Source organism: Prevotella sp. tf2-5 (genome assembly GCF_900115435.1).
GTDB lineage: Bacteria > Bacteroidota > Bacteroidia > Bacteroidales > Bacteroidaceae > Prevotella.
Genome location: NZ_FOWK01000020.1, coordinates 1 through 16135 on the forward strand (window position 1 = coordinate 1; position 16135 = coordinate 16135).

The window sequence follows — 16135 nt, forward strand, 5'->3', positions numbered from 1 at the left end:
GTCAACTTTATCATGGAGAATCCTACGAGTACCTTCGACTTTGAGGCTGCTGATGTTAACGAGGATGGTGCCGTGAATGTCACGGATATTGTGGGTATGGTGAATATCATCATGTCTAATCCTTCTCGTGAAATAGATGAAATAAGTCTATAACATTATTTACTTCATAATGAGGGGGCACGTTTTCGGATGTGCCCCTTTTTGTATTCTTTTGTGAGATGTGGCAATAATATCCATCCTCCAAGCGTTTATAATAAAAAATGAAGATCATGAATAGGATCATTGCTATCATCACATTTCTCTGCCTTTGCATGGGTATGAAGGCACAACAGGAGACAGGTTCGTGGACACTGACGCCACGTGTGGGTATCAACTCATCGAATATGTCGGTAGAAGACTTATGGACAGACCTTGACCATGCTGTCGGTGCGAAACGGAAGTGGGGCTTTGTGGGAGGTCTTGACGCAGAATATCACGCATGGCAGCAAATCGGTATCTCTGTGGGTGCCTACTATTCCAATGAGGGCTATACTTATGGCACTGTGGACAATCTGGGTAAGGTGACACAGACACTTCACTTCATCAATATCCCTGTCCTCGTCAATTTCTATATAGAACCGAATATCCTGCCAGGTCTTGCCTTGAAGGCTGGTGTGCAACTGGGCTATCTGGTGAGTGGGAAATACAAGGATAACGTTACCTCCCTGACTAATACGAGTGACTTCAAACGTGTCAATGTATCCATTCCTGCAGGCATCTCCTATTGTTATCGGAACTTCGTCGCCGACCTTCGTTATAATATCGGTTTGATGAACATGTGTAACGTGGAACTGGCTGTGGAGGACTCTTGGAAGACCAATTCCCTATGGTTGACAGTCGGCTATCAGTTTGAGCTATAAAAGTAAATTCACTGAATTTACTCAGCAAATACACTGAATTTATTTACCAAATACACTGAATTTACTCAGTAAATACACTGAATTTACTGAAACAGGTGCTATCTTTATCATTTATCGCCTTAGTTCTGCTTTCAAGAACTTGGGTGTAGATTCTTTTTTTCTTTTGGTTCTATCGAAATGTTAAAATAACATTATTATGATTGAATAAAAAAAAAATTTATATCTTTGCCCACATAATACTAATAACAGATACTAACCTTAAAAAGAAAGATAGCTTATGAAAGTTACTCATTACCTATTGACTGCGACAATGCTTTTTATAGGATTAATACCTTTGTCCGCTCATGAAACGCATGGTGCTGAGGATTATGATGTCGTAAAACTTGATACAATGAGTAGACCATTCCGTCCTGGTCAGGTTCTTGTGAAGTTCAAGGATGATAGCTCTATTAATCTTAAAACACAAGGATCTGGACGTGTGAGGGCTAGTTCTTCACGTGTACAGGCAAAAATCAACCAGCTTGGGATCACTAATATAGAACAGTTGATGCCTGTAGCTGGTAAGATAAAGGTAAAGAACTCCTCTCGTGTACGCTATGCCAATGGCAAACAGATTGAAGATCGTGACTTATCGAAATTGTATTTGGTAGAGTACGATGCGGAACATGCGGCAGATGTTCGAGAAGTTGTAAAGGAATTCCAACAACTGGACGAAGTAGAATTTGCAGAACCCAACTATGTAGTTTATGCGTTGGGCAGTCCTGCACCTGCTCCAGCTATACAGCAGGGACGCAGAACAGCTACGCCTCCGCCTACCTTTACACCTAACGATCCTATGTACTCACAGCAGTGGGGACCTGGCGTTGTAAGGTTACCGGAATTCTGGACAGTTAACGATAAGAATGTCCTAGGTCGTCGTCCCGTTGTTGCCATCTTGGATACAGGTGTAGACCTCGATCATCCTGACTTGAAGGATAATATATGGATCAATGAGAAGGAAGCCAATGGTGCCGATGGCGCCGATGATGATATGAACGGTTATGTTGACGATCTTCATGGATGGGACTGTGTGAATCAGACTGGACGAATAGGCGACTGGAATGGACACGGTACCCATTGCGCGGGTATCGCCGCTGCCGTGGCAAATAATGGCATAGGTATTGTCGGTGCCAACCCCGATGCCCAGATTATGGCAGTCACCGTACTCCAAAGTGACGGTATCGGTGACGTAGGCACCATCATCCGAGGTTTGGAATACTGTCTGACCCATGATGTAGATGTCATCTCCATGAGTCTTGGTAGTTACGGCTATTCCAAAGCAGAGGAGATGGCTCTTGGAAAATGCTACCATAACAGTGTCATCGTAGCCGCCGCAGGTAATGATGGACTCTGTATATATCCCGGACACAGTTGTTGCTCAAAGCCAATGTACCCTGGTGCATTTACCTTTGTTCTAGGTGTAGAGGCGAGTAAGGATTATGCTGGTACATGCTATAGTTCATGCGGTTATGGTGAGGCTCCCTACAAAGCGAACCCATGGCGTGCATGTTTTAGTAATCTCGATGACGATAATCCTATCTATACCGACCTTAATATCTTTGATGAGGAAAAACTCTACAACTATGAGTTGTTAGTTCCCGGAACGAATATCATAAGTACCTATCCTGGTGGGCGCTATAAAGTGATGAATGGAACATCTATGGCTACCCCGTTGGCAGCAGGTGCCATCTCACGCCTCTTGCAAATGAAGGAATACAGCAGCAAGGAACTACTTTTCGGTGACCTCATCGCCTCAGCCAATGCTGACTCTAAAGTGATGGATATCATGGCTGCCTATAACATCACTGATGCCGACCGCAAGCCAACCCTGTGGTTTGTTAGTTATGAGATGAGTGACGTGGAAGGTGGTGATGGTGACGGACGCTTTGATGCTGGTGAGGTGATTGAGTTGTATCCTATCCTTCGTAACTCCTGGGGTGAGGCTGTTGGCATCAAGTGCTCTCTTTCTACCAGTGACAACGAGGATCCGGAAATAATCGAGTTGATAGACAATGACATAGACTTCGGACGTACCCTGAACAGTTATGGCAAGGAGAAGAGTGTCAACCCCATCCGTTTCAAGATCAACGAGAACTGTGTCGATGGTCGTCATATCAGACTCACGCTCAGCAGCAATTGTGAGAATGGCACGGGTGAGACCATCCATCAGGATATTGTCATCACTGCTGAGAACGGAGAGGAATTAGGAGGAATCTTTGCTTCTAACAAGACTTTGGAGGCAGGCAAACACTATATTGTCAATAAGTCAATCGCCATCCCTAATGGTATCACGCTGACCATCGAACCAGGTGTTACCCTGAAGTTACACGACGGTGCCATTATCCAGGTAGCGGAGCGTGGTCGTATCAGGGCAATTGGTACCGCTGACAAGCCTATCATTATCACCAAGGGCGATCTGAGCCAAGGCAATATTCCCACCCTCGCCTTTAACAACTATTGTGTGTTTGAGTTCTGTCAGTTCACGATGCTCTCCACCTCGTTGCCTAATCTGATAACAGGCGGAAGATTTACCGACTGTCTCTTCAAGGACTGTGTAATGGGAAGAGGCATCGGCCCCACTGGTATGGCAGGTGCCACAACTACTCGTTGTAATATTGTGGACTGTACAGGTGATCATGGCTATGAATACGGTAACACCCATAAGAACACCAATATCATTGGTAATATAGCCACAGATATTTCTGATTATCTTCCGCAGAGCAACACCCAGTGGACGGATGTCAACGGCTGTAATGTCTATGGTAACTACAACAACTACTTCAGACGCTATGCTAACATCCATTGCACCCCAACTGGATTGAATCCGACAGTGACTTACTATGACAATCCTTCCTATTTGGGAACCGCCAAAGAGGATATAGCCCGTAAGTCCGTGATAGACTATTATAACGAGGTTAACGACGATGTCCTCTACACTACCTTTGCCGCTGTTGATATCACCAATATGCTGAAACAGCCCAGCAGTGAGGCACACGGCATCGTATGGAAAGTCGTGGTGAACGGCAAGGACGCTCAGGACGAGTATGACGAGATACCACCACTCGGTGTAGGCACCCATAAGGTGGACGTATACTTCAACCGCCCGATGGACACCAGCATACAGCCCTATCTCTCCATGGGTGTGCGTCCCCCTTATACACAGACCTTCATCAACGAGGAACCCTCATGGAATGAGAACGGAACAATATACACTGCCTATGTCACCATCACGGCGAAAAGTGCTTTCGATGGCATCAACCGTATCTACGTCGCTGACGCACAGGACTTAGACCATTTCGTCATCCCCACAGAGAACAGCCGCTTCAACGTACCTGTCGGCGCTGCTGGCAGCAAGAGCACTGGTTTCATGGCAGAGCCTGGTGTGGGATATGTCAAACTTACTTGGGAGTCTGTTGACCCAGAGGAGGTGGAGGATGTGATGGGCTATAACATGTACCGTTACACTCTCAATGACGACGGGGTTGCTTCCGACACCATCCTTGTAAATGAGGAAATCATAGAGAGCAAGGACAATGAGGTGATAGAAGAGATGGCATTCACCGACTACAATGTCACTCCAGGTACTACCTATTATTATTATTACCGTGCCCTGCGTTCTACCCTCGACTCTTCTGAACCGTCCATGAATGTGGCAGCCACTCCGCTGTCCTCCTCTCAGGGTGATGCCAATGGTGACCTGAACGTGACGGTCAATGACGTGGTGACGATCATTGACTATCTCACCAATCAGAAACCTAAGCCGTTCATCTTTGAGGCTGCAGATATCAACGGTGACGGTGTGCTGAACATCCTTGACGTGGTGGCTACCATCAATATCATCTTAGGCTATTCTGCATCCCATGAAATGATACAGAGTATTCCTACTGCCACGTTAACGGTAGAGAACGGAATCCTGTACCTTGACAGTCCTGTGGCACTGGGTGGTGTACAGCTTAGTTTGAACGCTCCAGAGGAAGTGTGCTTCGTTCCGCAGAAGGCTCTTGAGAACAGAGAGTTTGTGAACTATAAGGATAACGAGGGCTTGACAGATCAGTTGATGACCTTCTCCGTCGCTGGGCAAGTCATCCCAGCTGGACGGCAAGCCATCGTCTATATCGGTGATGCCTCCTTGGTGGATGTCGTACTGAGTGATCAATGGGGACGTCCTGTGAATGTCGAGTACAATACTGTGACAGGCATTGTGAATGTAAATGATAAGGTGAGTGATAGGAGTCGTGAGATATACGACCTCAACGGTCGCCGTGTCACGAAGCCTTCTAAGGGATTATACATCATTAACGGAAAGAAAGTAGTTTATTAATACTTGCCTATGCTACATTTGCAGCAATATGTGGTTATACTGTGTGCGGCACTGTCATCGATGATGACAGTGCCTGCCACCGCTCAGAGCACTTTGTCACTTACCTCCGCTTCAGGTCATCCGGGGGATGAGGTGGAAGTGAGTGTGATGCTGGGTAATGCACAGTCTGCCACAGCCATGCAGGTCACCATACCCCATACCCCGTATGTGAGTTATGTGGACGGCTCCGCCGTACTGAACCGACAACGGGTGTCGGACACGCATAGCATCACGGTCTCTGACAATGATAACCTGTTGAGTCTCTATGTCTACGACATGTCACTAAACACCTTCAAGGAAGGAACGGATGCCTTTATAACCCTCCGTCTGAAGTTGGATAAGGAACCGGGCACTTATGAATTCAAACCAGAAGTGGTGCTGAGCGATATCTCGGGCAATCCCTTATCCGTCAGTGTCATTGGAGGCAAAGTGACGATCCTCAGTCCTAAGATAGCACTGAATGTCACGGAAGTCAATTATGGCAGTGTACCCATTCGCAGTTCTCATCAAAAAACGCTGACAGTCAGCAATATAGGAAATGAGATACTGACAGTCACTGATGTTCAGAGCACCTCGACTCTTTTTAAGGTTAGTCCTACAACTACGTCTATTGAAGCAGGACAGCAGCAGACGCTGACGATAGAGTACAATCCTCAGGAAAGTGGAACTGATGTCGCAGATATCACCTTAATATCCAATGCGGTGAACGGCAATCAGAATATCCATGTCACTGCGACTCCTTTCTCTGTGAACACCTTAACGGTGGCTGATGCCGCTGGACAGGCAGGTGAGCAGATAACTGTCAGTGTCAGTATGCAGAACATGGAGGCAATAGTAGCCGTACAATGCTGCTTTACCTTGCCTGACGCATTGCAATATGTGGAAGGCAGTGCCACCCTATCTGAAAGGGTATCGGGCGGTTCCCATCAGCTATCAGCGACAGAGAAAGACGGCAAGCTCGCCTTTTATATCCATTCCTCTTCCAATAAAGCATTGTCAAGCAATACCGGAGATCTATTTACGTTTAAACTTCTGTTGAATGGCGGTGGTAGCTACACGTTACAGCCAGAGGAGGTTATACTGAGTAATGCCAGTGGTATTGATATGACATCTGATGTGAAAGGCGGCAATATCCGTATTGCTGCCCCGAAGTTAGAGTGCTCCACAACACTGGACTTCGGGAGGATTCCTGTCGAAGAGGTCATCAAAAAGCGTTATATGGTAAGAAACGGTGGTGAGTCGCCTCTCACCATCCAACGCATCGATTTCTCCGACGAGAAGTTCAGCCTCACTGATTCCAATTTGCCCACTATTGCTGCAGGTCATGCAGTTGAGATAGAAGTATGTTATCGTCTTTCAGGACCTGGCACCTTCACAGGTGTCATGCAACTATATTGTAATGATCCGCAGAATCCCATGCAGGCTGTTGAGATAAAAGGTGACACCTACTATACCAATGAGATTACGCTGAACGGACAGACGGTGAGTAACAATGCAAATCAGTATGCACTGACCATCTCTCTTGAGAACACACTGCCAATAGTCGCCATGCAGTTCGATATCCATTGGATTACTGGCATGGCTCCTGTTAAGGAGATGGCTTCTATGTCTGCACGTGCCTCGGGGCATCAAGTAGATATCACCAAACTATCGGATGACACCTACCGCGTGTATCTCTATTCTCTGAATAACGCACCGATAAATCCAGGCAAGGGTCCAGTGGCTACTATTATATATAATAAGGTGAACGGAATGGTTGACTATAACCATACCGTCATTAGTGCTAATCAGGTGATTTTGAGCACCAAAGACGGTGAGAATTGTGCCTCATCTTCCACAGCAGAACTGAATATTGGAGGCTTGTCTGGACTTATGGGTGATGCCAACAATGATGGTCAGGTAAATGTAACAGACATTACTTGCATCGTCAATTATCTGTTAGAAATAGACTCTACCGGGTTTGTCATGTCTCAGGCAGACATGAATCAGGATCAGAGAATTACCATCACGGATGCGGTGGAGCTCATATATGCGATTTTACACCAATAAGAACTATAACTATAAATGGAAAATATTATGAAAAGACGATTACTAACCACAGCAGGACTGATGTTATGGACATTGGTCTTCGCCGTCTGTACGATGGCACAATCGGTGACTGTCCTGAACAACACAGCAGGCGGTCTATGGGATGCTTTGGACGCACAGGGCGTTACGGACTTCACCACGGTAAAGAGCCTGACAGTAACGGGCGAGATGAACATTACCGACTTCTTGCTAGTCAAAAACCAATTGACGAATCTGGAAACTCTTGACATCTCCGGAACAAATGTCACAGAGATTCCAAGGGAAGCGTTTTCACAGAGAGAGAATCTGACAACGGTGCGACTACCGGAGGGAATGATCTATCTCCAAGAAAATGCATTTAATTCTTGTCGGAAGCTTGAGGTCGTAACCTTCGGCAACCAGACGGCAACAGCAGGAAAAATCGTATTTCCTGCTAAATTACGCAGAATAGAATCAAATGCTTTTAGTAATTGTACATTATTGACTCATTTGGACTTTACTGCTTGTACTTCTCTTGAATATTTGGGAGGCTATGCTTTTTGTAATATAAACAACCTGAAGGAAGTTCTGTTACCTAGTAAGGGTAATTTAAACATTGGCTATGAATGTTTTAATGTATATGACACGTGGGATCAAGCCACCCAGCAGTACCTTTGCAAAGGTTTGGAGAGTATCATCATCACAAAGGCTGTTAAATATCTAGAGGGCGGATGTCTGCCAAGGAGTCTGAAAACGCTGTATGTTGAGTCTGCGACTCCTCCATCAGCCTCGAGCAGTTTTATATATGACTCCAATAGCTTAACAACGATATATATCCCTAAAGGTTCAAAGCGCAACTATGCCATAGCTGACGGATGGAGCAGTTTCTATGGAAAGATGCAGGAAACAGGCTTCCAAGTAAAAGTTACCGGTTTCGGAACTTTACAGATGGGTGGTCAAACCTATTCTAATGGGGATGTGTTCTTTAATACTTCAGGCAGTGCCGCCACAGTGAAGGCCGTGCCTATTAAAGGAAATGAAATTATCTCTGTCAAACTCGACGACGTTGCTTTAAATGTGGCTGCTGACGGTACATTTACCATTCCCGCAGGAACCACTACCGGTACCCTTGATGTGGCATTCACCAGCAACCCCATCACTATTGACAATGCCAATGGCGGAGAGCTGAAGAACAATTTAATCGCAGCAGGTCTTGATCCTAACACCCTTGTTGCATTGAAGGTAACAGGTACGATGACCACCAAGGACTGGAATTATGTGAAGAACAGCCTGACGGTGTTGGAGTCATTTGATATCAGTGAGACCGATGTGAAAATAGTCCCTGAACAGGCATTGCAGCAGCATCAGAGACTCACAACAATACATTTGTCTTCTACTGTCACCACTATTGGTAGTTCGGCACTCAATAATTGTCCACAACTAACCACTGTTGATGGTTGTGAGAATGTCGCAGAGATTGGTTCTTCTGCTTTCTCGTATAGTCCAAAGCTTGCCAATTTTCCCTTTGGCGACAAAATTAAGAGCATAGAATCTAATGCTTTTGAGGATTGTACCTCACTGCCAAAGAAACTTGTACTTCCAGAATCGGTATATAATATTGGATGGTCGGGCACCTTTAGAGGCTCGTCTATCCGAGAGTTTGATTTGAGGCAATGTCATCTGACACAAAATATATCTCAAGGGATTTTTGGTGCAGCAACCTCCGTCTTGCTACCAGAATATGGCAACTATGGGGTAGATATGCGTACCTTTGAGAATTCAAACATTACAGAACTAAGAATTCCCGCCAGTGTAAATTATATTGGAGAGTATGCCGTTACTTCTTTAATGGAACGCATCTATGCACAGAGTGCTACTCCTATTCGGGCTAATTCCTATGCTTTCTCCAATGTTGATCCCAATTTCTGCGTACTATATGTTCCTGTGGGTAGCAAAGATGCATATGCTGAGGCTAATGGATGGAGCATTTTCACCAAAATACAGGAACAGGGTATCAAGGTGGATATCAGTGGTTTCGGATCATTGCTGCAGGGTAATATTTCTTATGCTAATGGCGCTGTTATTTTTGCCAGCGAAGGCAGCGCTACTACACTGAAGGCCGTGCCAGAAACAGACAATGAACTGATATCGGTTAAACTTGACGGTGTTGCTTTAAATGTGGCTGCTGATGGTACCTTCACCATTCCCGCAGGAACCGAAGTTGGTACCCTTGACGTTGCGTTTACTACGAATATGTTAACCGTCAACAATCCTAATGGCGGTGAGCTGAAGGATATGATCTCTGCTTTAGGAATGAATCCTCGTACTATCCGAACCCTGAAAGTGACGGGTAAGATGTCAAACAAGGATTGGAACTATGTAAAGAGTACTTTGACAGCATTAGAGGCATTTGACATCAGTGAGACGGATGTGAAAATAATCCCAGAACAGGCTTTCCAGGAGCATCAGAGACTCACTACTATACATCTGCCATTGACTGTTGTTTCTATTGGTTACCAGGCATTCTCTTATTGTCCACAGTTAACTACTGTTGAGGGATGTGAGAATGTACAAGAGATAGGAAATGAGGCTTTTTGGTATTGTTCAAAACTTTCAAATTTCCCCTTTGGCAACAAGATAAAGAGTCTTAGAAATGCATTTGCTAGCTGTACATCTCTTCCCGAAGAATTGGTACTGACAGCTACACTTACCAATTTGGAATCTTACGTTTTCCAAAGTAGTTCAGTTCGTCGTATCGACCTGAGTCAGTGTACATTTACAGGAAATATTTCATACAGTCCCTTTGGACCAGCCACCTCAGTGTTGTTGCCGGAAAATGGAAACTATTCTTTAGGATGGGAAGCATTTAAGGATACACCGCTAACGGAACTGCGTCTTCCTGCTGCTGTTACATCGATATATGGTGAGAGAATTTTGCCAACAACATTGGAACGCTTGTATGTGAGTCGCTCTATACCTATTAATTTGGATGGCAGTTCTTCTTTCAATAACCTTGACTTTGAAAATTGTACACTTTATGTACCAGTAGGTTCTGTAGATGCCTACAGTGAAGCTGTCGGCTGGAGCAATTTCACCAACGTGAAGGAATATGGTATGCAAGTGACCGTTGGTGAACAAGGAAAGGTACGTGCCGATGGTCAGACACTGATGGGTACCACTACTTTCTTCCCTAAGGAGAGCACGACAACATTTGAGATTCTTCCGAATGCCGGATGGCATGCCGATGCAGTGACGCTGGATGGTGTTGACATACCTTTTGCTGATAATAAGTTCATACTGAGTGGTGCTCAGCTTACAGGTAAACTCGCGGTAGCCTTTGCCATTAACCAGTTTGACTTGCAGTTGCAGATAACCGGTAGCGGTAAGGTGAAGAGGGGATCAATCGAATATTCTGCAGCTAGCCAGACTTTGAAGGTTGACAGCCTTGCCACGCTGTCATTGACTTTGGAACCAGCAGCAGGACAAGTGGTAAGCGGCATTACCTTCAATGGCCAGGAGAGTGTTGTACAGAATGGCGGCACCAGCTATGTGACACCAGCCATCATTGCAAACTCAACACTGGCTATTACCTTTGGTGCCGGTGGTGCAGAAGGTGATGTGGTCACCTATACTGTCAAGACAGGCGAAGGTGGTTCCGTAGAGTACAAGAACGCAACGCTGTTACCAGAGACCACCATTCAGGTATCCAAGGGACAGGATGCTGTGTTCGCTATGAAGCCGGATCAATACTTCGTCGTTGATGTGGTGAAACTCAACGGACAGGATGTCACCGACCTGTTGGATGCCGATGGAAAACTGACGGTAAGTGACGTGCAGGCTGACGCTACGCTGGAGGTAACCTTCCGTATAAACAGCGAACTTACTTTGGTGATGGAGGAGGGTGCTAGCCTCTCGAATATGTTGACAGAAACCCAGAAGCAGAATGTGACCAAGCTGACCATCAAGGGTCGGATTAATGATCAGGACTTCTTCACCATGCGTGACGAGATGCCGTTGCTTAGTGTCATTGACCTTTGGGAGACACAAGTTGAATACATTCCTTACAAGGCTTTCTGTACAAGTGATAACTATGAAAATCCATTAGGAAAGACAACGCTGACCAGTGTCCGCCTGCCACAGACTACTCGTACAATTGGAGGCAATGCTTTTGCTGGTTGCTCGAACCTGAAAGAGGTGAACTTTACAGAGTTGACGAACCTGGAGAATCTGGATTATTATTCCTTCCAGGCTACTAACTTACAGGTTATTGACTTGAGTAACACCAAACTGACAGAAATCCGTGAAGCATTTAGAAATGTCAAGAACTTGGAGGACATCAAGTTTCCGGCAACGCTGACTTATCTCGGCACAGTGTTCTCTGGAAGTTCGTTGACAGAGATTGACCTTTCCAACTGCAGCAACTTGAAGACATTGGAAAGCACATTCAGCGAGTGTAAGAAACTGGTGAAAGTGACGTTGCCAGAAGGAATCGTAAATATTAACTATGCCTTTAGCGGATGTGAAAATCTGACTACCATTAATTTCCCGAAGAGTTTGCAGTCAATAGGTGCTTCTGCCTTCTCCAACACGAAGTTGCAGAAAGTTGATTTGAGTGGTCTGACCGAGTTGAAGAACATCGGAAATTCCGCATTCTCAAGTTGTCAGGAGTTGACAGAAGTTCTGCTCCCAACCTCGTTGACACAGTTGGGTAGTAATGCGTTCTCTTATTGTCAAAAGTTGACATCTGTAGATTTGTCGAAGACAAAGTTGACGAATATACAGGAATGGACATTTTATAGTTGTAATTCACTTGACAATGCTAAATTGCCCAAGACACTGGAAACAATCGATACCTATGCTTTCAGTGGTTGTTATAAGCTGACAGGTGTGCTTGAGTTAGGTCCGAAGTTTACTAGCATTGGGAAATATGCACTAAACAGTACACAACTTTCCGTTGTAAAGAGTGAGGCAACAGTCCCACCAGTGCTAAGCAACGAAGCTTTGCCAACTACATGTATAGCAGCATTTGTACCAGAAGGTTGCGCAGATGCCTATAAGTCTGCACCTATTTGGGAGGATATGACAATCCTTGACAAAGAGGTGCATGCTGAGGTTACTGTAACTAGCGAGGGTAACCTTGCTGTGGATATCACAGAGCAGGCTAAAATAGCACCTGCCACCATTACTCACCTTAAGGTACACGGACCTTTGGGAGTACAAGACTTTGCCATCATTCGTTCGAACATGACAATGCTCTTAGACCTTGATATGTCTGATGCACAAGTGAGTGTGATTCCTGAGAATGCCCTTCTCGACAAGAAAGTGCTGATGAGTATAAAACTGCCAGAGTCACTGCTGCGCATCGAACAGGGTGCGTTCCGCGGCTGTTCATCACTTGCAGGTACACTGACGCTGTCAACAGGATTGAACTTTATCGGTTATGGTGCTTTCCAGGGATGTAACTCACTTGAAAAGGTAGAGTTGAATGACAACCTTGCCGTTATCCAGGGCTTTGCCTTCGAAGGCTGCTCATCACTGGCTCAGGAGCTGACGCTGCCTAAGGACTTCCAGTCGTTGGGTGAGAGTGCCTTTGCTAACTGTACGAGCCTCTATGGTACTGTGAAGTTTAACAACGGCTTCTATATGTTCATGGGTACAGAGGGTTATGGCTCGTCTGCAGGCTCCTGCTTCTCGAACTGCTCTAAGATTGAGACTGTTGATATGTCTCTGACAGATCTTGATGAGATTCCCTATGCAACCTTCCGTGGCTGTACATCACTGAATACCGTGCTGCTTCCTCCTCTCCTTGACCGTATTGACGACAGTGCTTTTGCAGATTGCTCAAGTCTAAACGGCATAGAGTTCCCCGACTTGCTGCGCGTAATTAACCAAGGTGCATTCCAGAACTGTACATCATTGACATCTGTTGACCTGAGCGAATGTACAGACCTTGGTTCTATCGAGCCATATGCTTTCTACGGCTGCTCAAGCCTTGAGACTGTGGATTTGCCAAAGAGCGTGAACTGGATTCGCGACTATGCCTTTGCAGGTTGTCGCCGACTGTCTAATATCACCGTTGAAGCTACTACTCCTGCTGATCTTGGGGAATATGTATTCCGTAAGGTTCACACAGACCGTTGTGTGCTCGCTATCCCAACAGGTACATTCAACGACTACCTGTCTGCTGCTCAGTGGGGTGCTTTCGTCAACATGCGTAAGAACATCGACGTCACTGTAGGAGAGGGTGCTAACCTCTACTTCGTGAATGAGGACGGTGAGGCTGCTGCTTCACGTCGCGCTGCCGGAACAGCAATTATGGGTGCCAAGGTGAAGGACGGCTCAAGTCTGTATGTTCAGGAGAACGAGACAGCTACCTTCAGGATTAATCCTGACGAAAACATTAAGATTGCCAAGGTCCTCTATAATGGTAAGGACGTAACCAGCGAACTGGTTGACGGTGTCTATAAGACTCCTGGCGTAACAGATGCCTCTTCGTTTGAAGTACAGGTTAACGTAGTCGGTGACATCCATGTTAAGGAGCTTCGTATGCTTGATAGCGAAGTTGCTCTGAAGATGGGTGAGACTCGTAAACTGAAATATGCCGTATATCCGACCAACGCCACAAACAAGACGATTGATTGGACAAGTGGTAATGAGAGCGTGGCAAAGGTTGACAGCGAGGGTAATATTACTCCTGTCAGTGCCGGTCGCACAGAAATCACAGCTAAGACTGTCGACGGTGACTTCGAACAGAAGTGTGAGATTACCGTCATATCGAACAACTACTGGATTGTGATGGAAGATAATGTGGAGAACTATATCGAGAACACTGTTTCATTCCCAATCGCACTCCATAACGAGAGCGAGGCTCGTGCTATACAGTTTGATGTATACATGCCAGAGGGGATCGGCATTGATCCTTGGTATGGAAACTTCCAACTCAGTGAACGTGCCAACGGCTATCAGGTATCTGCTGCACGCAAATCTGACGGTTCTGTACGCGTCATCGTTTACTCTCAGCAGTCAGGTAATTCGTTCCAGAATAGTGACGGTGAGATACTCACATTGCCGTTCAATACTGGTGAAAAGACTGGTAAGTTCGATGTAACCATCAAGGATATCCATATATCTGGACCTAACAATATCGACTTTGTGGCTCCTGAGAAGGTTTTGCGCTTCAATCTGAAGGACTATCCATTGGGTGACAGTGACGGTAATGGTTCAGTAACTATCACAGATGCCGTACAAACTGTGGACTATATTCTGGAGAACTACCCAGGACGCTTCATGAAGAAGGCCGCCGACGTCAATAAGGACGACCTGATTACTGTTGCCGACGTGACGGGAACTGTGGACATAGTCCTTGAGCGCCCAGCAAATAACAGAGCTGCTGCACACCGCAGCGCACCTGATGCTCAAGGCAGACTCTATATGGATGAACTGAAGATGGTTGCTGGAGAGCAGAATGCTATAGGAATGCAGATAGAGAATGCGACCGACTTCATCGCCTTCCAGTGTGATGTCTATCTGCCAGAGGGCATGACAGTAACTCGTGACGATAATGAAAAACTCTTGGTTAACCTCGCCGGTAGCGTTAGCAGTAGCCATGTAGTTTCTGCCAATATACTCGACAACGGTGCCTTGAGAATTGTCGTCGTCTCTTCTCAGAACGAGATATTCAGACTGACGAACAATAACATTGTCAACCTGATGGTAACACCAGAAACATCGATGATGGATGGCAGCATGATAGAGATCCGTGACATCCGTATGGTAAGAGCATCTGACAATAGCGAGTATCTTGCTCCTGACGTTATAACTGCTGTTCATTTCGGTGATGCCACAGGCATTGACGCTATTAACGGTATTGACGGTAGCCAAGAGGGACAGGCATTTGATGTCTTCGACCTCCGAGGCAACAAGGTACGTTCTGACGTGACGAACCTCAGTGGTCTGTCAAAGGGTGTGTATATCGTCAATGGCAAGAAAGTGATTGTAAAGTAATATGAGTATGAGAATTGATAATATCCGTAACTTGCAAGCATCTCCGCTCTGGAGATGTCTGCAAGTTGCATTCTTGTTTTTTGTTTTCCAGTTATTTTCCGTCTCCTCATCATGGAGTGCGGATGGAGACTGCCTTTCCTTGCCCAAACTGAAGATAGTCCCTGGGACAGTCCAGAAACTGGCAATTCAACTAAAGAATAGTAACGAGTACACGGCTTTTCAGGCAGATTTCTATTTCCCCAATGGTATCTCACCGGTAAAGGATGCTAGTGCAGGTTACACCGTCAGTCTGTCTTCCAGGAAAGCGGATCACTCCATTTCTGCCAATGTTGTCAGTGACGGTGGTCTGAGGGTCGCTGCCTACTCTATGAATAACTCCAGTTTTACTGGTAATTCCGGCGACCTCTTTTATATTGATATTGTTTCTGAGTCTACATACGAAGGGGAGGGAACAATAGAAGTGAAGGACATCCTGTTTACCAGGACAAGTGACCGTAATGAGATTGCTTTTGACAATACAACTTGTACCGTTAATACAAAAGAATCTCTCAAGGGCGATGCCAACCAGGATGGTGCCGTGAACGTGACGGATATCGTGGCTACTGTCAACTTTATCATGGAGAATCCTACGAGTACCTTCGACTTTGAGGCTGCTGATGTTAACGAGGATGGTGCCGTGAATGTCACGGATATTGTGGGTATGGTGAATATCATCATGTCTAATCCTTCTCGTGAAATAGATGAAATAAGTCTATAACATTATTTACTTCATAATGAGGGGGCACGT

Annotated in this window: 6 protein-coding genes; all 6 read left to right on the top strand. The window is 45.6% G+C overall.

Annotation, left to right across the window (positions count from 1 at the left end):
• Window positions 1-12: 12 nt before the first annotated feature.
• The 6 genes from BM257_RS15340 to BM257_RS14425 all read left to right on the top strand — a co-directional run bounded on the left by BM257_RS15340 (window position 13) and on the right by BM257_RS14425 (window position 16105).
• Complete coding sequence (locus BM257_RS15340; RefSeq protein ID WP_218154518.1) at window positions 13-153, top strand: dockerin type I domain-containing protein; 141 nt, start codon at window positions 13-15, stop codon at window positions 151-153.
• 116 nt (window positions 154-269) lie between these two features.
• A complete protein-coding gene (locus BM257_RS14405) occupies window positions 270-899 on the top strand; it encodes a porin family protein (RefSeq protein ID WP_177216146.1) in 630 nt (209 codons plus the stop codon).
• 391 nt (window positions 900-1290) lie between these two features.
• Window positions 1291-5259 (top strand): S8 family serine peptidase, encoded by a 3969-nt coding sequence (locus tag BM257_RS14410; protein ID WP_177216147.1) that lies wholly within the window; start codon window positions 1291-1293, stop codon window positions 5257-5259.
• Window positions 5260-5268: 9 nt separating this feature from the next.
• On the top strand, window positions 5269-7347 hold the full coding sequence (locus tag BM257_RS14415; protein ID WP_092074115.1) for an Ig-like domain-containing protein: 2079 nt from the start codon (window positions 5269-5271) through the stop codon (window positions 7345-7347).
• Between the two features lie 27 nt (window positions 7348-7374).
• Complete coding sequence (locus tag BM257_RS14420) at window positions 7375-15348, top strand: leucine-rich repeat protein (protein WP_177216148.1); 7974 nt, start codon at window positions 7375-7377, stop codon at window positions 15346-15348.
• A 1-nt stretch (window position 15349) separates the two neighbouring features.
• Window positions 15350-16105 carry a dockerin type I repeat-containing protein gene (locus tag BM257_RS14425; protein ID WP_092074119.1) on the top strand — a complete coding sequence of 252 codons (756 nt, stop codon included), beginning with the start codon at window positions 15350-15352 and terminating at the stop codon, window positions 16103-16105.
• Window positions 16106-16135: the final 30 nt, after the last annotated feature.

Bases quoted from the DNA above. Each gene is read 5' to 3' on its own strand.
- BM257_RS15340 (WP_218154518.1), top strand. From the start codon at position 13: ATGGAGAATCCTACGAGTACCTTCGACTTTGAGGCTGCTGATGTTAAC.
- BM257_RS14405 (WP_177216146.1), top strand. From the start codon at position 270: ATGAATAGGATCATTGCTATCATCACATTTCTCTGCCTTTGCATGGGT.
- BM257_RS14410 (WP_177216147.1), top strand. From the start codon at position 1,291: ATGAGTAGACCATTCCGTCCTGGTCAGGTTCTTGTGAAGTTCAAGGAT.
- BM257_RS14415 (WP_092074115.1), top strand. From the start codon at position 5,269: ATGCTACATTTGCAGCAATATGTGGTTATACTGTGTGCGGCACTGTCA.
- BM257_RS14420 (WP_177216148.1), top strand. From the start codon at position 7,375: ATGAAAAGACGATTACTAACCACAGCAGGACTGATGTTATGGACATTG.
- BM257_RS14425 (WP_092074119.1), top strand. From the start codon at position 15,350: ATGAGTATGAGAATTGATAATATCCGTAACTTGCAAGCATCTCCGCTC.